Annotated in this window: 22 protein-coding genes; 12 read left to right on the top strand and 10 right to left on the bottom strand. The window is 42.6% G+C overall.

Translation table 11 applies throughout. The features are described from left to right. The first annotated feature begins 123 nt into the window (after positions 1-123). From IWX76_RS07915 to IWX76_RS07895, 5 genes are all read left to right on the top strand, one after another. Positions 124-822, top strand: a complete 699-nt coding sequence (locus IWX76_RS07915) for a hypothetical protein (protein ID WP_196859367.1) — start codon at positions 124-126, stop codon at positions 820-822. A gap of 473 nt (positions 823-1,295) precedes the next feature. Next, positions 1,296-1,502 (top strand): YtxH domain-containing protein, encoded by a 207-nt coding sequence (locus IWX76_RS07910; RefSeq protein WP_196859366.1) that lies wholly within the window; start codon positions 1,296-1,298, stop codon positions 1,500-1,502. A 7-nt stretch (positions 1,503-1,509) separates the two neighbouring features. Further along, on the top strand, positions 1,510-2,907 hold the full coding sequence (locus IWX76_RS07905; protein ID WP_196859365.1) for an MBL fold metallo-hydrolase RNA specificity domain-containing protein: 1,398 nt from the start codon (positions 1,510-1,512) through the stop codon (positions 2,905-2,907). 2 nt (positions 2,908-2,909) lie between these two features. Beyond that, a complete protein-coding gene (locus IWX76_RS07900) occupies positions 2,910-3,977 on the top strand; it encodes a mechanosensitive ion channel family protein (RefSeq protein ID WP_196859364.1) in 1,068 nt (355 codons plus the stop codon). 20 nt (positions 3,978-3,997) lie between these two features. Beyond that, a complete protein-coding gene (locus IWX76_RS07895) occupies positions 3,998-4,687 on the top strand; it encodes a class I SAM-dependent methyltransferase (RefSeq protein WP_196859363.1) in 690 nt (229 codons plus the stop codon). A gap of 8 nt (positions 4,688-4,695) precedes the next feature. On the opposite strand, the gene pepT is transcribed toward IWX76_RS07895, so the two are convergent. After that, positions 4,696-5,949 (bottom strand): peptidase T, encoded by a 1,254-nt coding sequence (gene pepT, locus IWX76_RS07890; protein ID WP_196859362.1) that lies wholly within the window; start codon positions 5,947-5,949, stop codon positions 4,696-4,698. A 28-nt stretch (positions 5,950-5,977) separates the two neighbouring features. Here pepT and IWX76_RS07885 point away from each other — a divergent pair, with 28 nt between their 5' ends. Genes IWX76_RS07885 through IWX76_RS07875 form a run of 3 tightly spaced genes read left to right on the top strand, consistent with a single transcriptional unit; the run spans position 5,978 to position 9,041 of the window. Next, positions 5,978-6,679, top strand: a complete 702-nt coding sequence (locus IWX76_RS07885) for a hypothetical protein (protein ID WP_196859361.1) — start codon at positions 5,978-5,980, stop codon at positions 6,677-6,679. 3 nt (positions 6,680-6,682) lie between these two features. Further along, positions 6,683-8,419, top strand: a complete 1,737-nt coding sequence (locus IWX76_RS07880; protein ID WP_196859360.1) for a M14 family metallopeptidase — start codon at positions 6,683-6,685, stop codon at positions 8,417-8,419. A 4-nt stretch (positions 8,420-8,423) separates the two neighbouring features. Continuing rightward, positions 8,424-9,041: a rhomboid family intramembrane serine protease gene (locus IWX76_RS07875; RefSeq protein WP_196859359.1), complete on the top strand. Its 618-nt coding sequence runs from the start codon at positions 8,424-8,426 to the stop codon at positions 9,039-9,041. Here IWX76_RS07875 and IWX76_RS07870 read toward each other — a convergent pair. After that, positions 9,038-10,006 (bottom strand): hypothetical protein, encoded by a 969-nt coding sequence (locus IWX76_RS07870; protein ID WP_196859358.1) that lies wholly within the window; start codon positions 10,004-10,006, stop codon positions 9,038-9,040. The genes IWX76_RS07875 and IWX76_RS07870 overlap by 4 nt on opposite strands. 88 nt (positions 10,007-10,094) lie before the next feature. Here IWX76_RS07870 and IWX76_RS07865 point away from each other — a divergent pair, with 88 nt between their 5' ends. Next, positions 10,095-11,129 (top strand): dipeptide epimerase, encoded by a 1,035-nt coding sequence (locus tag IWX76_RS07865; RefSeq protein WP_196859357.1) that lies wholly within the window; start codon positions 10,095-10,097, stop codon positions 11,127-11,129. Here the strand turns inward: IWX76_RS07865 and IWX76_RS07860 are convergent. Together IWX76_RS07860 and IWX76_RS07855 are read right to left on the bottom strand one after the other, a co-directional pair. Then, on the bottom strand, positions 11,104-11,304 hold the full coding sequence (locus tag IWX76_RS07860) for a DUF6358 family protein (protein ID WP_196859356.1): 201 nt from the start codon (positions 11,302-11,304) through the stop codon (positions 11,104-11,106). The genes IWX76_RS07865 and IWX76_RS07860 overlap by 26 nt on opposite strands. A 7-nt stretch (positions 11,305-11,311) precedes the next feature. After that, positions 11,312-11,629 (bottom strand): rhodanese-like domain-containing protein, encoded by a 318-nt coding sequence (locus IWX76_RS07855; RefSeq protein WP_196859355.1) that lies wholly within the window; start codon positions 11,627-11,629, stop codon positions 11,312-11,314. Positions 11,630-11,780: 151 nt separating this feature from the next. Between IWX76_RS07855 and IWX76_RS07850 the strand changes: the two genes are divergently transcribed. Then, positions 11,781-12,902 (top strand): DUF4407 domain-containing protein, encoded by a 1,122-nt coding sequence (locus tag IWX76_RS07850; protein WP_196859354.1) that lies wholly within the window; start codon positions 11,781-11,783, stop codon positions 12,900-12,902. Between the two features lie 16 nt (positions 12,903-12,918). Further along, positions 12,919-14,229, top strand: coding sequence for a M20/M25/M40 family metallo-hydrolase (locus IWX76_RS07845; RefSeq protein WP_196859353.1), 1,311 nt, complete (start codon positions 12,919-12,921; stop codon positions 14,227-14,229). Here the strand turns inward: IWX76_RS07845 and IWX76_RS07840 are convergent. From IWX76_RS07840 to IWX76_RS07825, 4 genes are read right to left on the bottom strand one after another with little or no spacing between them, the layout of a single operon-like run. Continuing rightward, the gene (locus tag IWX76_RS07840) at positions 14,219-14,716 is read right to left on the bottom strand and encodes a GNAT family N-acetyltransferase (RefSeq protein WP_196859352.1); all 498 of its coding nucleotides are present in this window, start codon (positions 14,714-14,716) and stop codon (positions 14,219-14,221) included. The two genes, IWX76_RS07845 and IWX76_RS07840, sit on opposite strands and share 11 nt — an antisense overlap. Continuing rightward, positions 14,713-15,279, bottom strand: coding sequence for a thiamine pyrophosphokinase (locus IWX76_RS07835; protein WP_196859351.1), 567 nt, complete (start codon positions 15,277-15,279; stop codon positions 14,713-14,715). Before IWX76_RS07835 ends, IWX76_RS07840 begins: the two co-directional genes overlap by 4 nt. A 50-nt stretch (positions 15,280-15,329) precedes the next feature. Next, positions 15,330-16,292 carry an SPFH domain-containing protein gene (locus IWX76_RS07830; protein ID WP_196859350.1) on the bottom strand — a complete coding sequence of 321 codons (963 nt, stop codon included), beginning with the start codon at positions 16,290-16,292 and terminating at the stop codon, positions 15,330-15,332. Continuing rightward, complete coding sequence (locus IWX76_RS07825; protein WP_196859349.1) at positions 16,289-16,738, bottom strand: NfeD family protein; 450 nt, start codon at positions 16,736-16,738, stop codon at positions 16,289-16,291. Before IWX76_RS07825 ends, IWX76_RS07830 begins: the two co-directional genes overlap by 4 nt. Positions 16,739-16,994: 256 nt before the next feature. Between IWX76_RS07825 and IWX76_RS07820 the strand changes: the two genes are divergently transcribed. Next, positions 16,995-17,522: an OmpA family protein gene (locus IWX76_RS07820; RefSeq protein WP_196859348.1), complete on the top strand. Its 528-nt coding sequence runs from the start codon at positions 16,995-16,997 to the stop codon at positions 17,520-17,522. A 117-nt stretch (positions 17,523-17,639) separates the two neighbouring features. Here IWX76_RS07820 and IWX76_RS07815 read toward each other — a convergent pair whose 3' ends face one another. Next, entirely contained in the window at positions 17,640-18,671 is a 1,032-nt protein-coding gene (locus IWX76_RS07815; protein ID WP_196859347.1) for a GntR family transcriptional regulator, read from the bottom strand. Positions 18,672-18,768: 97 nt separating this feature from the next. Continuing rightward, entirely contained in the window at positions 18,769-21,552 is a 2,784-nt protein-coding gene (locus tag IWX76_RS07810) for a glycosyl hydrolase (RefSeq protein WP_196859346.1), read from the bottom strand. Positions 21,553-21,557 lie beyond the last annotated feature (5 nt).

Genomic DNA, 21,557 nt, shown 5'->3' with positions numbered 1-21,557 from the left:
CCCTAAAATTTAGGGACTGCAAAGATAGATAGAAATCTTTTATAAATCAAATACTCAGGCAAAAAGAAATTAATAAGCTAAAATTGGATAAAAATGATTTGGGCCAAAAGACTATATTTGAATATGAGCAACTGCCTGAAGTTTCTTTTACTGATGTTGTTTTCATTACAATCTGCCTATGGCCAGCAAATAAAGGGTGTTGTTCAAGACAGAGCTACTGATTTAAGACTAGAAAATGTGATTGTTAAAAATCTAAGCTCGAACAAACAAACCCTTACCAATGCCAAAGGTGAATTTACGATACCGGCGGCCATAAGTCAGTTGCTCTTGTTTTATCAACCGGGGTATTTACCTGATACCCTTCTTATAATAGACCTAAATCCGGTATGGCGCTACCTGGTTACAAATGATCAAATGCTGAAAACGGTTCAAATTAAAGGTGAAGCTTTTAATCCAGTGGTCGACTATCACCAAGTATACCAGAAAGCCAGGGCCATTCGCTTAAGTCAAAATCAACCGCTTTCTTTTAGCCCTTCCAGTTTCTTTGGCAAAGAAGGAAAGAATGCCAGACGATTTAAAAAGAGGCTGGAGCAAGAGAAAATAGAAAGGAAAATCGACGCTCGTTTTAATGTAGCTACAGTAACAAAATTAACAAGGCTACGGGATCAGGAACTTGATAACTTTATGGTCCTTTACAGACCCACGCTTCGTGCATTAGAAAAAATGGATGAGGAGGGTTTCTTGTTTTATATTATGGATTCTTTTAAGGCCTATAAATTATTACCAAGCGAAAAAAAGCTTTTGCCAACGCTAAGCCACTAACACATTGGCTATCCCACTCCATCTCCAGACTTGTAGATATTGATTACCCACAATTCTTGTTAAATAAAAGGAACTTGCCCGAACAGCACAGCAGCTACACCTAATTCCAAATTCCTTATCATTAAACTACATATTGAGTCCGAGTATTTCTAAGAATACACGGTTTCAACTTGGACTGAACTTGGACTGAATATGGATGGACGTGTAGCTACACTCAAACTCCACTTCGCAGATTGTATCGCTTATAACAGGCAAATGTTGAGAAATTTGTCGCTGATTTATGAATGTTAAGCAGTTTGATGGCAAGGAGTTCTACTTATAGTTAAAAATATGGTATTTAGACCTGGCAATCAGTTGCCCGCGAGTTTCCAGCACCTATTTTCTGCCCTCTTTTTAAAATAACAAACTAAAAAGCGCTTTACTTGTTTAAACCTATATACAAATATAATTACAAACTTTTTAAAACGAAAATCATGACAAAAGAAACTAAAATCATTGCAGGATTATTGGCAGGAGCTGCCTTAGGCGCTGCTGTTGCTTTAATTATATCTAGTGATAAAGGTGGCGACTTAAAAGAAACCGTTTCGGACTGGTTAGCTGATGTTATCGATGCTTCTAAAGACAGGTTAGCTACTGCTACAGATACCGTAAAAGACTCTATTTCTAAAGTAACCGCCTAACGACTACATGGAGATAGCCTTTCATGGTGCTGCCCGTGCTGTTACGGGCAGCAAACACCTGATTACCCTCACTAATGGAACCCAAATCTTATTAGACTGCGGCCTTTTCCAGGGTATGGGCGAAGCAACCGACAAATTGAACGGTTATTTTGGCTTTAAACCCAGCGACGTTACCTACCTCATTTTATCGCATGCCCATATTGACCATTGCGGACTATTACCCCGCCTGGTAGCTGAAGGTTTTGCCGGTAATATCTTTAGCACACCAGCCACGATGGATCTGGCGAGGATTCTATTAATGGATTCGGCTAAGATCCAGATGCAGGATGCGGAATACCTCAACAAACACCTGCGGGAAGGTGAAGAAGAGGAAAAGCCACTGTATACGGATGATGATGTGGTAAAAACACTCAGTTTGTTTAAGGTGGTGGACTACAATGAAGACTTTAAAATTGATGAACGCATCAGCTTACGCCTTACCGATGCCGGACATATTTTAGGAAGCGCTGCTGTTCATTTAACTATTGTAGACGACGGTAAGGAAACCAAAATATCCTTTGGCGGCGATGTTGGACGTTATGGCGACCTCCTCTTAAAAAACCCACAACCTTTCCCTCAGGCAGATTATTTGATTCTGGAATCTACATATGGCGATTCGCTTCACAAAGACCTTGAGCCTATTGAAGAAAGTCTGCTTGACATTATTAACCATACCTGCAATATTAAAAAAGGTAAAGTCATTATCCCTGCTTTTAGTGTGGGGCGCACCCAGGAACTGCTTTACGTACTCAATTCACTGTCCCTAAAAAATCGCTTACCTGATGTAGCCTATTATGTCGATAGTCCGCTCTCCCAGAAGGCCACCGAAGTGTTGAAAAACCATACGGAAGTTTTCAATAAGGGAGTACAGGAAGTACTTAAAGTAGATTATGACATTTTTGGTTTCGAAGGACTGCGTTTCATTGAAACCATTGAAGAATCGAAGGCATTGAACACTGATACCAGGCCTTGTGTCATTATATCAGCATCTGGTATGGCCGAAGGTGGCCGCGTTAAGCACCACATTAGAAATAACATCAGCAATCAAAAAAATACTATTTTAATGGTAGGTTACTGCGAACCAGGTTCTTTAGGTGGTAAGTTATTAGCTGGCAATAAAGTTGTACAAATCTTCAGGGACGAATATGATGTGGTAGCCGAAGTACGTTCTATTAAATCGATGAGTGCTCATGGCGATTACGAAGATTTAATCAAATTTATATCCTGCCAGGACCCAGAACTTATTAAACGCCTGTTTCTGGTGCATGGAGAGCATGAGGTACAGCAACGTTTCGCGCAGAAATTAATCGATGTTGGATTTAAAAATGTAGCCATCCCTGAACAGCATAAAACGTACGAACTTTAAACATGATAGATTTTAATAGCTTCAGTGGCCCCCTGGTTAGGCAGTCTGCCGAAAACTTCGGTATAGCACTGGCGGCTATCATTATTGGCCTGCTATTAAAGTTCATTCTGAAAAAAATGTTTCTGTTCTTTTCCAGGTACTGGGCTACTTTCACGCTAAATGTGGTGGTCAAATACCTCAACACCGCAGTTGGTTTTTTCATCCCGCTGGTGCTGCTTGATTCCTCCCTTGAATTCATGAAACTTGATGCCACAGCCTACCTCCAGCTGAACAGGGCCCTGGAAATTGCGCTAACTATCAACTTCTGCATCATCCTGATCAAGACCATCAAGATTCTGGAGGAAAGCTTTTTTCACTCCTACGACCTGAATAAAGAGGATAACCTCAAAGAAAGAAAACTGCGCACCCAACTGCAGTTTATCAGGAAATTCGCCATCTCGATGATTCTTATTGTTACCGCCGCTATTATCTTATTAAGTTTTGAAAGCATGCGTAAAATTGGTGCCGGCTTACTTACTGGAGTCGGTATTGGAGGTATTATCATTGGTTTTGCCGCACAAAAAACACTGGCTAACCTGCTGGCAGGTTTCCAGATTGCTTTTACACAACCGATTAGAATTGACGATGTGGTGATTGTGGAAGGCGAATGGGGCCGGGTAGAAGAAATTACGCTTACTTATGTGGTGGTGAACATCTGGGACCAGCGGCGACTGATCCTGCCCATCACTTATTTTATAGAAAAACCCTTCCAGAACTGGACCCGGGTATCTGCCGACTTGCTAGGTACGGTATTTTTATACCTCGATTATAACACCCCTATTCCAACTTTACGGGAAGAACTGACTAAGGTATTACACGTACATCCCCTATGGGATAAAAGAGTAAATGTGGTTCAGGTAACAGACAATAAAGAAGCAACCATTGAGGTGCGCTTTTTGATGAGTGCCCGGAATTCTAGTCAGGCATTTGACCTCCGCTGCGATGTAAGAGAGCATATGCTGGCCTTCGTCAGGGATCATTATCCGGAAAGTTTACCAAAAACAAGGCTGGAATACAAAGGAAATTCCTAAGATCAGCTTACCTTTGGCCAATGGATATTTTAGGCGCAGCATTGCAGGATCATTTCGAAAAAGGAATAGCCGAAACACTATGGGTACATAATTCTTATGGCGAAGACGAGGAGATGCCTGTTGATTTGTTTTTTAGGAATGAAGATGAAATGCCCGAGCTGGAACTTAAGGCACTGGAACTTTGCCGCGGCCGCGTATTAGATATTGGTGCTGGTGCTGGAAGCCATGCGTTGGTTTTACAGCAAAGAAATATCGAAGTTACGGCTTTAGACATATCGACCACGGCAGTGGCCATTATGAAAAAAAGAGGCGTTAAAGATGCTATAGAACAAAATATTTTCGACTTACACCTAACCGAACCTTATGACACGTTGCTTTTTATGATGAATGGCATAGGCGTAACTGGAAGTGTGGGTGGCTTTGAAGCCTTTCTGCAAAAAGCAAAAACTTACCTTAAACCAGGGGGACAATTGCTGTTCGACAGCTCCGATATTTCTTATCTCTACCAGGAGGTACCCATGCCTGAAAATGTTTATTTCGGTGAAGTGGCTTTTGCTTATGAGTACAAACAACAGCTAGGCAAATGGTTCAATTGGGTATATCTAGATCAGAAAACGTTAACTGATGTGGCTGCCGCAGCAGGCTGGAATAGCCACATTGTGATGGAGGATGACAGCGACCAATACCTGGCACAACTTACCCTGAAATAAGGAAAAGCTTATGCCTGCTCTTCCCAGATGGCAGCAATGTTAATTATCGTTTCCACAGCTTTTTCCATATCCTGCACCGAAACCCATTCCTGTTTGCCATGAAACGCATGCTCACCGGCAAAGATATTCGGGCAAGGCAACCCCATTAAGGATAAACGTGAGCCGTCTGTACCACCCCTGATGCTTTGCTGTTTTGGGCTAACACCTGCCCTTTCAATGGCCTGCATGCCAATGGCAATTACTTGGGGGTGTTGATCCAACACACTCTTCATGTTGCGGTATTGCTCGGTGATGTCCAATTGGTAAGTCGATTTCGGGTAAGCTTTTAACACCTCTTCTATCGTTGACCTTAACGTTTCGCCATGCTGCGCTAAAAGCACATCGTCAAAATCGCGGAGGATGAAATGCGCTTGTGCCGTTTCTACATTTCCCTGTATACTAACCGGGTGTATAAAACCTTCTTGATGACTTGTGGCCTCAGGTGTTAACCGGTCTTTAGGTAAACGATCCAGAATGGCACTTAATATTTTGATGGCACTTTCCATTTTACCTTTGGCGAAACCGGGATGTGAACTTACGCCATGTATGGTTAACACAGCACCATCGGCAGAGAAGGTTTCATCTTCCAGAGAACCCAGACTTTCCCCATCAACGGTATAGGCGAAATCGGCACCAAGTTTTTCAAGATCCACTTTATCTACCCCACGGCCAATCTCTTCGTCGGGCGTAAACAAGATCCTTATTTTACCATGTTTTACTTCCGGGTGCTGCATTAGAAAAGCAGCAGCTTCCATAATTTCTGCTAAACCGGCCTTGTTATCGGCACCCAGTAAGGTGGTACCACTGGCGGTAATAATATCGTTTCCTACCTGATTTTGCAGATCAGGGTGTTCGCTTTGTTTTAAAACAATAGTTGTGTCATCAGGCAGTATAAGATCCTGTCCCTGGTAATTGTGATGCACAATTGGCTTCACATTTAAACCACTACAATCTGGCGAAGTATCCATATGCGAGCAGAAACAAATGACCGGAACTATTTTGTTGGTGTTTGCCGGAATGGTGGCATATACATAACCGTATTCGTCGATGTGCGCATCGGAAATGCCCAAATCCAAGAGCTCCTGCACCAGTACACGGCCCAGGTTTTTTTGCTTCTCTGTAGAGGGTATTGTTGCAGAATCTGGGTCTGACTGTGTATCAATTTGCACATACTTCTTAAAGCGATCTGCCAGTGATTCGGTTTTATTTTGATATTTTAGCATAATTCTAAAAAACGTAAAGGTAAAGAAATTGAAAATAATACTCACCAGCATCTTTCTCGCATGTTCGTTTTGTGTTACGGCGCAATCCAGTTTCTATAAAATTAGTTTAGGTGGTGGTGCAGGTATTACCCGTTCTTATGCCGATTTGCCTGAAAAGAATAATGCAGTTGCCGCTTATGGTACCGTCGATTATTTATTTACACCCTTTATTAGCCTGGGCCTGGAAGTGCAACAAGGAGAGGTAAAAGGTGGTCAAAACAAGGTAGATCCTTACGGTCGCCGGTTTACTAACGACTACCGTTCCATCACGATCAACGGAAAACTGGCCCTGGGTAATCTAGTCGATTACAAAAACAATGTATGGTTTAATCACCTGAAGGGTTTATATGTAGGATCAGGCTTTGGATTTATCCAGAACAGGGTAAATCAACTAGACCGTGGCATAGAGAATGCGCCAGAACAGGTTTATATTCCTTTTACCAAAGAACCTATCATTCCCTTAAATATCGGTTTGAACTACTTTTTTCCCGATCGTTATGGACAGTACCGCTATGTAGCCAATATCAATATTCAAAGCAACATCGCTATTGGCGAAGGCCTCGACGGTTATGATTCCACTATCGCCACCTTTAAAAACGGAAAACCTGATATCTTCTCCTTCTTCAGCCTTGGCATTAAATACAACTTCGGTCCGGAAGGTGTATCACAAAAAACCTTTAAAAAGTACTAACGAATGCGTCTACTCTTCCTGATCCTTGTTTGTTCTACCCTCCACAGCTTTGCACAGCTTAGCCCTTTTGAAAGCAGTAAAAAACAAGAAACAGCTACTTACCCCCAGGTAATCAGTTTTTATGAACAGCTGGCAAAAACCTACCCCCAGGCAAAACTGCTAAGTTACGGGCAGACTGACTTTGGGAAACCACTACACCTGATGGTGTTGTCGAAAGACAGGCTTTTCGATCCGCAGGTGCTTAAAAAAAATAACAAAAGAATTTTACTGATCAATAATGGCATCCATCCCGGCGAACCTGAAGGTGTAGATGCCTCCATGATGCTGGCGCGCGATTTACTTAAAAACAATAAACTGCCTGACGATGTGGTCATCTGTATTATTCCCCTCTATAATATTGGCGGAAGTTATAACCGCAGCAGTACATCAAGAGCCAACCAAAACGGCCCTTTAGCTTATGGCTTCCGGGGAAACAGCAAGAATTACGACCTGAACCGCGACTTTATTAAAACAGACTCTAAAAATTCGCAGACTTTCCAGTTAATTTTTAATACCTGGCAGCCAGAGGTATTTGTAGATACCCATACCAGCAACGGGGCAGATTACCAATATACAATGACGCTGATTCCGACTCAAAAGGACAAGCTGAACCCTATACTGGCTGATTACCTGAGCAAAACCATGTTGCCCGATCTGTATAAGCAGATGGCAAAAAAGGGCTTTGAGCTGATCCCCTACATTAACAGCGTAAAAGAAACACCCGATGAAGGCATTGAGGGCTTTTTGGAAAATGCGCGTTATTCTACAGGGTATGCTGCCCTGCACAATGTGATTGGTTTTATGCCCGAAACACATATGCTTAAGCCCTTTGATCAAAGGGTAAAGTCGACTTACCAATTGCTGGAAACTTATATTGACATCATGGTACGCGATGCGCAGGTGATTGGCGCAAATAAAGCCAAAGCAGATGCTGCCGTAGCGGCACAAACCGCTTTCCCTTTGGTATGGAAATTAAATAAGGAAGAAGCCACAGCGCTGACCTTTAAAGGGTATGCGGCAAAGTACAAAAAGAGTGAGGTGAGTGGTGCCGACCGCCTGTATTACGACAGGAAGGCCCCTTATACTAAAACTATTAAGGAGTGGAACAGCTTTCAACCTGCGGTAACGGTAAATAAACCCATTGCTTATATTATTCCTAAAGCCTGGGACCGTGTGGTGGAGCTGCTGCGCTTGAACAATGTGGTGGTGAAAGAGCTTCGTGAAGAGATGACCCTGCCTGTGGATGCCTATTACCTAAAAGATTTTAAAACCAGCGCCTACCCTTACGAGGGACACTATTTACATTCCGCGGTACAGCTTCAAACGGTGCAACAACAGCTACGTTATGTTGCCGGCGATTATGTAGTTTATGTGAATCAGCCTCAAAACAGGTATATTGTGGAAACTTTGGAACCGCAAGCAACAGATTCCTTTTTTAACTGGAACTTTTTTGATTCGGTATTGGGACAGAAAGAACATTACTCGGCCTATGTATTTGAGGATACTGCAGCAGCGCTCCTGAAAGAAAATCCAGCTTTAAAGGAACAATTGGAGAAAGAGAAAGCTAATAACCCGGAGTTTGCAAAGAACCCGGCTGCACAACTTGATTTTATATACAAAAACTCTGCTTATTACGAGCAAACACACAAACGTTACCCCATTACCCGTCTTGAGAAAGACATAAACCTAGTTTTAAAATAACAGAATGGAATATATTAATAACACACCAGTAGCCTCCCTCATTTTCATCTTTACCATCATCACCAGCATTTACGCCTTTAACGACAATGTTTTATACGGAAAGTTTATGCTGCATCCATATAGTGTATACCGTAAAAACAAAGTTTTTACCTTAATTACCAGCGGGTTGATCCATGCCAATTGGATGCACCTTATTTTTAACATGTTTACCTTTTTCTTTTTCGCTTTCCGCCTGGAAGAAACCATAGGGCACTGGCAGTTTGCCACCATTTATATGCTGGGTTTAATTTTAAGCGACCTGCCTACGGTAGTGAAACACAAGAATGATTTCTGGTACAACAGTCTTGGGGCCTCCGGTGCGGTATCAGCAGTATTATTCAGCTATATTCTGTTTTATCCTTTTTCTACCCTGATGATCTTTCCTCTGCCAATACCCATCTGGGCCTGTTTATTTGGGGTACTTTACCTGATCTATTGCGCGTATATGTCCAGGAACTCCAGGGATAACATTAACCACGACGCCCACTTTTATGGCGCCATTTCTGGGGTTATTATTACCATCATCTTAGAGCCTAAAATCATCCCGCATTTCTTTGGGCAATTACTGACCGCAATCGGTTAACCCGCTTCGGGTAAACAAGGGGGATCAAAGAAGCTAATGGGAGCTCTGGGATTTTTAATAATTTCAAAAAGGGTTTGTCCCCATGGCTTCCAGAAATTCTCCAGCACCTGGGCATAGGTTTTATGTTGCCATACATCAAACAAGGGTTTGTTAAATGCGCCTTTTAAAGGCATGGCATCGATGTATACGCTACCTTCTACGGCCATCACATTGTATTCTGGCAGTCGGTTAAACAAATAAGCAGAGTAAAAGAAACGGGCACAAAGCTCTTCGTATTGCTGTTCGCTCAGCGCTTTACCAGCAATGTTGTCCAGTATTTCCTGGTGAAACTTTTTATTGGTACCATTGTCTTGCAAACAGGCAATGATGCCGAAATCTTTCAATTTCAGGGAAAAGGTAAGGGTATTGATCTCATCGCGGAAGCTGAAGTAATGATCAGTATCCGCTAAGGGAACCACTATAATTGACCAGGGCGTAAAGCCTTCATAAACCACATCGCGGTATACACTTTGCACCATGGTATTAAGGTGCCCGAATTTATGCATCAGGCCCTGTGACATGTTCATGCCATCGCCACTTAACTGTTGCAATTTAATGGCGGCATTCATCTCAATATAGATCAGGCTGTACATAAACTTACCGATCCACTTGAATAGATCCTCTTCCGGAAGCTGACTTACGGCTTCGTAACCGATCGAGAAAGCATGGGCAATTTTATCTTCCAGGGGCTGTATAAAGTTCTCCTGGATTTCTGTGCTTACCGGCACTTTCAGCGTATTGTAGGAACGCACACTTTCATCTAAAAGTTTAATGCGCTCTTCGCCAGTATAATTGGCCACCGCCAACAACCATTCGGGTAAAACATTCGTTTCCACTACCGGAGCAGAGAAAATATCACCACTTAAAAAGCAGTTTTTATATTTGAAGTCGAAGTTTTTAAACGGTTGGTATACGGTGCTGTTCATAAGATAGGGCAATATTAGGCATATTATTTTTACATTAGCTCCGGCACATCTTTTTTTAACTTTGATATTACTAAACGGCTCGCACCTCATGGAAGCTTCCTATATCTCCTACAACCTCGAATTAAAACACCCCTTCGCTATTGCTAAATTTTCTAGAACCAGCACGCCCCTGTTGATTTTAAAATTGCGTTACGAACATGTGGACGGTTATGGAGAAGCATCAATGGTGCCTTACATGGGTGAAAGTTTTGAAACAGCCGTAGCTTTTTTGAATCAGGTAGATTGGCTTCGCATGGTGTATCCTTTCGATTTTGAGGAAATTTTAGCTTACCTCGATAGCCTGGCTCCCGGCCATCCGGCCATTAAAGCGGCTATTGACATTGCCTTAAATGACATCAATGGCAAGATAAAAAATAAGCCTTGTTATGAGATTTATGGTGCCGACCCGCTAACCATGCCGGTGACATCATACACTATCGGAATCGACAGTCCGGAAGTGATCAAAGAAAAAGTAGCGGATGCTAATGGATTTAAAGTACTGAAGATTAAACTGGGCAGAGACAATGACCGGGAGCTGATTAACACGATTAGAAGTTTAACCGACCTGCCTTTATATGTGGATGCCAACCAGGGCTGGTCTGACCGTAAAAAGGCCATTGAAACCATTTACTGGTTACACGACCAGGGGGTGGTATTAATTGAGCAGCCGATGGATAAAAATGATTTGGATGGTAATGCTTGGTTAACTGGCAGAAGTCCGATTCCGATCCTTGCCGACGAAGCCGTGCAGCGCCTGGCGGATATGGACCAGTTAAAAGGTGCATATCATGGCATTAACATTAAGTTGATGAAAAGTGCAGGCATGTATGAGGCCCATCAGATGATTCTGAAAGCCCGCAAATTCGGCATGAAAGTGTTGATTGGTTGTATGAGTGAAACTTCCTGTGCAACGCTGGCCGCCACAGCACTGGCTCCATTATGCGACTGGGCCGATTTGGATGGCCCCTGGTTAACGAAAAACAACCCTTTTGATCATCCTGAAATGAAGGATGGCAGGTATGTGTTAAAAAATCTTCCAGGCCTTGGCCTGGAAGGAATTAAGATTGATTGGCCCGGTCTCTAAGCGCTTTGCGGAAGTCCTTGGTTAATTTTATTTTCAGGTATAAAAAGAAGATGGTCGTTACGATAAAAAATCCACCAGCTACCTGTTGATTATTTTCAAAACCCCATTTTATGCCGAGTACCGACACAATTATACCTAACGTGTAAAACACGTTCATTGCAATTTGTTTCTTCATTCTTTACTTAGTAAACGGGCATATTTGGATCATACGCTTCCTGCCACGCTAAAATCCCACCCTTAAGGTTATATAAATTGTCAAAACCCAGCATTTGTTCCAATTGCATCACTGCTGCAGCACTTCTTTTACCGCTTCTGCACTGCATGATTACAGGTTTATCTTTTGAAATTTTATCTGCTTCGATCAACAAACCACCCAATGGAATATTTTCTCCATTCAGGTTAGAGGTTTCATACTCAAAAGTCTCTCTAACATCGATCAATTGAAAATCCTCTTTATTATCTATTTTCTGTTTCAGTTCTTGTACGGTAACTTCTTTCATCTCCTAAAATTTTATCAAATATACTCATTTATAACAAATGCGATAAAAGGCGAAATAAATTGGTTATAACGAATTTATTTTAAGTCCTTTACTGTAACAAGTAAGTTTCGGCGGCGTTTAATATAAGTCTTTATTAATTTAAGAGCTCAGCATGAATAACATCTACCGTTTTTTCTGGTTCTGTTCTGGCATACACATCGCTACGCTGGAGAAACACCCTACAGAACACAACAAATACGTGGGGATTGGTGCCACCATATTTTTTACTGGCTTATTCGCAGCTTTGTCTGGCGGTTATGCCATGTATTTTGTCTTTAAAGGCGACCCCGGCGCTGTATTTTTCGCCTTGTTCTTTGGGTTGCTTTGGGGACTGGCCATCTTTAACATGGACCGCTACATTGTATCCAGTATTAATAAGAACGCCTCTACCTGGAAACAAATTGCCCAGGCCACCCCAAGAATTTTACTGGCTATTATGATCGGGATTGTAATATCCCGGCCTCTGGAGCTTAAAATCTTCGATAAGGAGATTAAAGAGCGCTTAAAAATCAGTTATATCAATAGCCAGCGTTCCAGAATCGACACCCTTAACAGTTCCTTTAATAAAAAGTATACCTTTGAATTGAATCAATTGAATGAAGCCAAGGCCAGGCGCGATTCTTTAGCCAGTGGCATTGAATCTGACCGCCAGAAGCTGAACTTTGAAATATTTGGCAATAAAACCAACGAAACATCGGGGGTGATGGGTTATGGCCCTTATGCGAAAAGAAAGGAAGCGGAGCTACAGCAGCGCACGCAAAATCTGGAGTCCTTAACTACTGATGTGCAGCGACTGGAGCGTTTTGTAGATGACCGCAAGAACTTTGATGGTTTAATGACAGAAAGGCTATATACGGGGAAACAATTGGACAGCCTGACCAGCCATGCAGGTTTTGCCGATCGTAACTGGGCTTTAGGGCAGTTAAGTTTTAACCCTGATGGCACCCGCGATACGGCTACTGCCATGGCAGTAACTTTTATTGGCCTCTTGTTCATCTTCTTTGAATGTTTGCCTGTATTTGTAAAAATGATGAGCAGCAGGGGCCCGTATGACCGTTCTGTAGAGAATATAGAAGATGCACAAAACAATTCTTCTACCAGGAACCGCGACTTTGAGGTGGACGTCACCGATGCGGTGCAGGACACCAGGGTACAAACGGAGACGGAGAAACAAAAAGTAATTATTAAAGGCAAGGCCGAACACGACTTGCACAACTACGATTGGAATAAATAAAAACTATAGATAAAAGATGATTAAACACTTACGTTATGCTGCTCTGGCACTGCTTTTCGCAGGACCGGTGTCCGCTCAGGACATTAATAAAATTGTTACCAAAGACTATGTAGACGGATTAATTAAAACCTTAAGCAGTGATGAGATGGAAGGAAGAGCCACCTTCACGCCAGGGATAGACCGTGCGGCAACTTTTATAGAAGCAGAATTTAAGAAAATAGGACTAAAAACATTACCAGATCAAAAGGACTACAGACAGACTTTTTACAAATACCAGGTTAAACCTACATCAGCCGAAGTAACGATTGACGGGAAAGCCATACCGGCAGAACAGGTAGTGGTATTGGGCAATGTAGCTGCCGACCTTACTTTTGACCAAAGTAACAGTGCCGGCTGGACCAAAATGGATCCTGAAAAACCTTTCATGGCACAATACCGTGCCTTAATGGGCAGCAAAAAACAACAACTGGTATTGGTAGACGCCAAGTTTGCGAACTTTTTCGGTCAGTTGAAAAACCGTAGCAAGGGTGGAAGTTATGTGAACGAAAAAGATTTAAAGCCTGCCACTGCCAATGCATTGGTGATGGTATTAACCCAGGATACGGTGGCTAAAGATTTTAAAGTAGCTGTAAAAAACAACATTACAAAAATGCCGCTTTTTAACGTGGCAGGTGTACTTCCGGGGAAATCCAGGGCTAAAGAAATCGTGGTTTTCTCTGGCCACTACGATCACCTGGGCATTATGCCTCCGGTTGATGGGGATAGCATTGCCAATGGTGCCGACGATAATGCAACGGGAACGACGGCTGTGATTGCCCTGGCTAAATACTACAAGAAATTGAATAACAATGAACGCACTTTAATCTTCGTAGCCTTTACTGCCGAAGAGATTGGCGGTTTCGGTGCACAATATTTCTCTCACCAGCTTAACCCTGATGACGTGACGGCCATGTTTAACATCGAAATGATTGGCAAGGAAAGTAAGTTTGGTAAAAATGCTGCTTTTATTACGGGTTTTGAACGCTCCGATTTTGGAAATATCCTACAGAAAAACTTAAAAGGAAGTCCTTTTACCTTTCATCCAGACCCTTACCTGGAGCAGAACCTGTTTTACAGAAGCGATAATGCTACTTTAGCTGCCTTAGGTGTTCCGGCACATACGATTAGTACTGACCAGATTGATACGGATAAACTGTACCATACGGTAGATGATGAGTATTCATCATTGGCTACAGAAAACATTTACATTACGATTAAGGCGATTGCCCAAAGTGCCACTTCGATTATCAGTGGTGCGGATACCCCAACCAGGATTCCTAAACAATAGCGATCTCCATCACATAATCATTCATAAAGAAACCGTTGCCAATATCCAGGTCAACGGTTTCTTTGATTATAAAGCCTGCCCTTTCATAGAAATCTTTAGCCTTGTTGGCCCGGTTTACGTTTAATGCTAGTGATTGTCCCCCGGCCAGGCGCACTTTGTTGACCACCTCATTGATGAGGAACTTGCCAAGACCTTTGCCATGTGCATCTGGCAATACATACAGCTTATGCAATTTATAAGCTCCAGGTTGCGCTGGAATCAGCCCATAAGAAACAAAAGCAACATCCTTACTACCCATTTCAGCAATCAGGAACTGATCTCCAGCTTGTAACTGCTCTAGCAGGGCCAGCCTGCTATACATGGTGTCCAGCATATAGTCAACCTGCTTACGCCCAATGAGGGGCACGTACGTAGGCTCCCAGGTAACCGCAGCAATATGCTGGATTATGGGTATATCCTGCTCAGTTGCTTTTCGCAAAAGGATCATAATTTCTCGCTGATGATTAAATATTCTGCATTGAAAATAAACTCTACAAAACCATCATTAATCACTTCGAATTCTTCGCCTTCATTTTGCTTCAGGTTACTGGTTTCAAAATAAGAAATGATGTCGATGTAATAAATGGTGCCCTGAGGTTTCCATACCGTAAAACCCTTGGTAATCGCATATGTTTTGCGGGTTGCATCAAATAATACAATATTGATCTCATCGAGGTAATACTCCAGGTCTATCAATTTGGTGCCCACGCTAATGATGTTCACCGCGTCATATTTTTCAGCCAGCAGGTAATTTAATACTGTATTAAACGCATCACCAGCGCCCATAATGGTTTTAGTATTTTCCTGATAGGTAATTGGCAAATCTACCGAATTAACCACAATGTCTACCTTTAAACCCAGACTAATGATTTTCTCATATTCAGTAACATTGACAATCAATGTCGGGCTCCATTCTAATAGCTGACCTAAGTATTCTTGATTAAATTCACCTAATTCATGAATATACAATGCAGGCTCCTGCTTTTCTTTAACGATGTGATGTGATGACATACAGCGAAAATAACAAAAAAAGGGACATTCGAACCCAGGCTGCTTAAATCTTAATCTAACCTGGGGTTACGGACCAATGGCGTTTTTGGTGGCTCCACACTTGTTTTGTTAAGGACAGAGGTAATGCTGGAAATTACACCCGCAATATCCGACAGATCGGCCGGTACAATCATGGTATTATTTGTTTTAGCCAACTTACCAAATTCAGCCAGGTATTGTTCTGCCACACGCAGGTTCACCGCATTCATACCACCCTCTTCATTAATGGATTTGGCAATTTCACGGATCCCGATAGCCGTAGCTACAGCAACCATTTCAATTTCCGATGCTTTACCACTCGCTTCGTTAATTTTACGTTGTTTTTCCCCCTCAGAGCGGGCAATCATTTCTTGTTTATCGCCCTCGGCACGGTTAATTTTCGCTTGTTTATCACCTTCAGATTCGGCAATTAACGCTCTTTTTTCTCTTTCCGCACGCATTTGTTTCTCCATCGCATCGCGGATGCTCTGTGGTGGCGCAATATTTTTTACTTCATAACGGGATACTTTAATGCCCCAGGGATCGCTGGCTTTATCAACTGCCGCTACAATGGTTCCATTTACGGTTTCGCGTTCTTCAAAAGTTTTGTCCAATTCCATTTTACCAATCACACTTCTCATGGTGGTTTGCGAAATCTGGATCACTGCAAATTTATAGTTATCAATGCCATAAGAAGCCTTTTGAGGATCCATTACCTGCAGGTACAACACCCCATCCACTTCAACGGCAATGTTATCGCGGGTAATACAAATTTGAGGGGCAACATCAATGGCCTGCTCTTTCAGGTTTTGTTTGTAGGCAATCTTATCGATAAAGGGAATCAGGATATGAAAACCAGCTTCCAGGGTACGGCTGTATTTACCCAGACGTTCTACAATAAATGCAGAGCGCTGTGGCACCACCTTGAAGGTTGATAAAAAGGCAATGACTACGAAAAGGGCGAGGAACAATAAAATTAAAGTAGATGCTGTCATAATGATTTGGTTGATTTTACAATTAATAGGATACTGCGGGTTTCGGTGATGAGCACCTGCTCTCCGGCTTCAATATAGTCGTCAGAACTGGCATCCCAGGAGGCACCCTTGAATTCGACTTTGCCATGATGGCCCGGTGTAATAGCAGTTTCGGCCAGGGCATATTTACCAATATACTCGTCTTCCAGCTGTTGAGGTGATTTTTGATTCAGGTCAAATTTGTTCTTTACCCAGTTTCTAAACATCAGTACGGTCAACAATGAACTAGCTAGAAACACTAATATCTGCACATTAAGCGATACATCTATAAAAAGGGTAAGGATAGCCACGATCCAGGCACCTATTCCAAAAAAGAAAAGGATAAATCCTGGCAGCACGAATTCAAGTAACAGAAACACCAGTCCCAGACCAAACCAAACTACTGCACTATTTAAATATTCTTCCATGCGTTAAATAAAAAAACTTGATAAATAAACCTGATTGCCTGTGAATATAAGCAATTTAAGCCTATAATAAGAGGCTTTTCCCATAAAAATCACTGTCGGCCGGCAGCTTTTTTTAAGCACATCGCTTACCGATGCCTTAATTGAAAGGCACGGAATGTAAAAAACAAACGTTATTGTTTAAGCGTTGCAACAAATATTAAGTTATGATGAGTAGCTTTGGTCTACAATCGCTAAATTAAAAACCAAAATAATTAACATGAAAATTACAAAAACCATTATTTTACCCGCTTTAATCGGCTTATTGTCCATTACGATGTATTCTTGTAAAACCAAGAAAGTGGTTGCACAACCCGCCCCGGCTGCACCGGCACAAGAACAAACGCCTCCACCACCGCCACCTACCCCACCAGTGCCACAACCAGAAAAAGCACCTGAACCAGAAAAGCCAGACTATACTTTCGATAACATCCAGTTTGAATTTAACTCTTCGGTGTTAAAAACAGCATCTTTTGCTGTATTAGACAAGGCTGTAGCTGAAATGAAAAAAGACCAGAGTGCTAAGTTTCAGTTAAATGGCCACTCTTCAGCAGAAGGTTCCCCAGAACATAACCTTTCCCTATCTGAAGACCGCGCCAATTCCGTGAAATCATTTTTAGTGAATGCAGGCATTGATGCCTCCAGATTCAGCATCAGAGGTTTAGGTGAGTCGGAACCAGCAACGTCAAACACCACAGAAGAAGGTCGTGTATTGAATAGAAGAGTAGAGATTAAATTAATTCCATAATAATAATTTACTAAGGCTGTGGCTGTCAAAGCTACAGCCTTTATAGCTAATTAAATCCCAGCCATAAAATCATGGTTTTCGGGTTAAATTACATAGGAAAATTATTGGGAAGGGTGGTTAGAGTGAGGCCCTGAGGGTTAGGTAGAAAGGTACTTCCACTTGTTTTCTGGAGTTTTCCAGGATAAGATTGGCCGCAATGATCCCCATCTTCCTGAAGTCAGTAGAAATGGTGGTAATACCATTCAAAATCACCTTCTTCCATGGTGTCTCGTTATAGGAGATTAAACCCACCTGGCTGCCAATGTCCAGTTTAGTGGTTTTTATCCTTTCGATCAGGGTAACCAGGTCATCTTCCATAAGGTTAATAAACACATCACCTTCATTAATCGGCTCCCGGTTGGCATCGCTGATGACTTTCTGGTTGAAACCGTATTGCTGACAAAATTTAGAAAAGCCTTTTTTAATCTCCACAGGGAAATAACTGTTCGCCGGAAAAACCAGCTTAAGCATCTTGTATTTACTTAAAGGTACTAAGGCTTCTTCCAGCGCCTGGTAAATATCTTGCTGGAAGTTTTCATAGGCTGCACCATAATCGCCGGTAACTTCAGCGATCATTTTATCCATCAGAATTAACTTGTTTTTGGGGATGGTGTTTAAGATTTCATATTCATGTGCATCGGATTCCAGAAAATGGGGGATGATGACATAATGAGAGTATTGTTCAGTTTTAGCCGTTAACAGGTCTTTAAACTGGTTAAAATCATTGTTATAGATATAGAAATCAATAGCAACATGCTCCCCGATGGCATCCACAAAAGCATCATAAATCAGTTTTTTGTGGTTGCTTAGCTTGTTAAACATCAGGCAGATTTTCAGCTTCTGGTTATAATCCTCATTTAGAATATAATAACCCTTGCCAGGTATAGAGCCTAAAATCCCTAGGTTTTTAAGGTGTTTGTAGCCTTTTTCGGCTGTATCCCTGGAAATTTCCAGTTCATAGCTCAGCTCATTGATGGAAGGCAGCGTATCGTTCTTCTTCAGCCTGCCTTCTTCCAGGGCCGTTAACACTGATTTAGTCAACTGCAAATACTTGGGTACCGCAGAATACTCATCAACCTGTAAGTATGAAAAAAAATCATTGATCTTCATGGCTTTTTTATGCTAATTGATCAACTTACAAAGTTTAGGGCTAAGTTGAAAACGAAAGCCTATTTTTAACTATGCAATCGTTCCCGGACCCTGGTGACTATGGATAGGCCGTAATCACCACTGGCCCTACTAATCCTGATGGCATAGGTTGCCAGCCCGCCGCATCGAATGGTTTATAATCGATGTTCACAAAATTGATTTCGTTATAATTACGCCAGTTGATCTTCTTCAGGTCCATGTCCCTGATGCGATTAGCCATCAGGTTGACCACCTCAATTTTAATGGTGTTTTTTCCTTTGACCAGGTACTGCCCGATTCTTTTTTGAAAAGGATGGCTCCAGATCATACCAGCATCTTTGCCGTTTATCCATACTTGCGCACTTTCATGCACTTTACCTAAGCTGAGCACGTATTCTTTGGCATCACCTGTAGGCAATTTAAAGGTGGTGGTATAAACACCGGTTCCAGAAAAAGCAGTAGCCTTGTCGTCGCGCAGATCAGTCCAGGACACCAGTTTACTCATCTTCCTTGCTTTTGGCAATTCCGGACCACCAGCTGTAAATTCTAGTTTCCAGCCCTTTTCTATGGACAGGCGCTTACCGGCCTTATCCAGGTATACCCAGTTTTTGGCGTTCTCTGGTACGTCATTAGTTTTTAAAAATAAGGCTTCGCCCGATGCCAGTTGAATTTTTACCTCGGTTTGCTCACCCTTGGCCGTGCTTGCTGCTAAACCGTAATCGCCGGTTTGAGGATCCAGGATCATCACCGATCCTGCTTTTGCATTCAGGGTAATCAGCGTATCCATTGCCTTGGCCGTGTGGTTAACCAGGTAGTAAAATTTACCACCTGCTACCTGGCGACGGATAAATTTAAGTCCGCCGTTCACTAAACCTTCGCCTTGCACTTGCTTAAAGGCCAAGGCTTTTTTAAGGTCACCAGACACGATAACTTCGCCGGCACCATGTTGCGCACGTTGCAAGCCCGGAGTAGCCTCCTGAAGCATTAAACCAGCTAGTAACTGTTTAAATCGCTGCTGCTTCCCGGCAAGCTGACTTAAGCCCGGCACATCTTGTGGCAATTGCTGAAAAATAACTGTTGCTCCGGCATTGGCCAAGGATAAAATAGCCGATAAGGTTTCTACAGGCATCAGTCCGGTCGCCGGAATAATTAAGGTTTTGTAAGGTGCAGCTGTTTTTGCGGTTTGCACTTGTTTACCGCTTACCGTGGACTGCTTTAACACCAGGTCTGACGCAAAATCAAAGGCATAACCTGCTTTTTGCAGTTCCATACTCTGTTTGTAAAACTCCGTTGGGTGCAGCCATACGTCCACATCGTGAACTTTCATGGGCATATCTAAGCCTTTAGGCTTGCCCCACTGGTCGTAAACCGGCCAGTAAATAAGCAATTCATTGTCTGAAATGCCCGACTGCAATATTGACTGCGTACGGGTAAAATAGTCGTTCATACCTTTTAAATGTGGCCATAAACTATTTGCCGGCACTACATTCATGGAGGCGTAAAATAACCAGCCCGGAAAGGGAACATTGGGTGGTGTATAGGTGGTACCGTGATAAAAAATATGATTAATACCTGCCAGAAAGAGCTGTTCGGCCTCTGGTTTTGCTTGCGCATAAGAAGTTTTAAAATGCTCTGTAAGCCAGGTAAAGGTTTCTGATGACACGAGCTTTTTGCCTGTTACATGTGCTGCCGAACTGGCAAACTTACTCATCATGGGGTCGGGATCCACATTACGGATATCAGCTTTGTCGCGCCTCAAACCTGGGATAGGGAAATAACTGGAACCAAATGTTTCTGTTTCGGGAATATCTACCGCAGCATAAAGGTCAATTAAATTACCCGGTGAGCCATGCGACTGGTTTTTAGTCATGCCCTGGTAGCGGTGTGCCCAGTTGCTCCAATTTTTAGTGAAGTTATCCAACAGCATTTGGCTCATGGTTTCACGGTAATCAGATTTAATCCTGCCTACGGTAGCGCTGGTAGAATCTTTTCCACTTAGTTCTTTGAGGTGTTTCTCCAGGTCGTAACCCTTCTGCTGCCTAAAGGTCTCCAAAAATGTAGGTGTCCAGTTGGCGCCATAAACTTCATAGCTGTCGTTAAAAAAAGCCCTGATTTTTGGTGATTCACCTTTAAAAGCCTCATCAAAACGCTTTAAATATACATCGACAGCGGTTTTATCCAAATGATCTAAGGTGAGTCCGGCACCGCCTGGCGCGGCGCGTTTAACCTGCTGCAGAGTTTTGCCAGAAAATAACGCGTAGAGTTCGTATTCTGAAGAGTTGTCTCTCCAAATCAGCTGCCCATTGGTATCAACACGATCACCGAGGCTGATTACCTTTCCCCCCGGACCATAGGCCGTAAGGGCGTTTAAGGTAGCCCCTGCTGCACGCTGTTTCGCATCTGCGGGTTCTATGGGGATGTCTAAATATCTCCCTCTAGGAAGTTTGTATTGTTGCACAAAAAACTTAGATGCGGCATATTCCGGTGTGATTTGCGGTCCGCCAAATGGCCAGCCCGTACCGGTATTCATGTCTACCCCCATGCCTAAAGCATTGGCTTTAGTTACGGTAAAGTGGAGCATCTCCATCCATTTCGGCGACAGGTAGTCGATGTATTTATCTTCAAAACCTTTTGCGCCATAAATAGGCGTTATTTCTACACCACCTATACCGGCCTGCTGGTACGTTGTTAAAGCAGCTTCCAGACCTTTCTGATCTACCGCATTACCCATCCACCACCAGCGGGTCCAGGGTTTCATTTCTTTCTGCACCACTGGCCATGGACTGGAAGGGTTAGTATTTACTTGTCCAACACCTTGTTGAGCACATAGAAACAGCGCAAAGGCCAGTAGTGTCTTTTTCATGTTAT

This window comes from Pedobacter sp. CAN_A7, from assembly GCF_015752175.1.
Taxonomy (GTDB): Bacteria; Bacteroidota; Bacteroidia; order Sphingobacteriales; family Sphingobacteriaceae; genus Pedobacter.
This window is presented reverse-complemented; position numbering and strand designations above follow the sequence as displayed.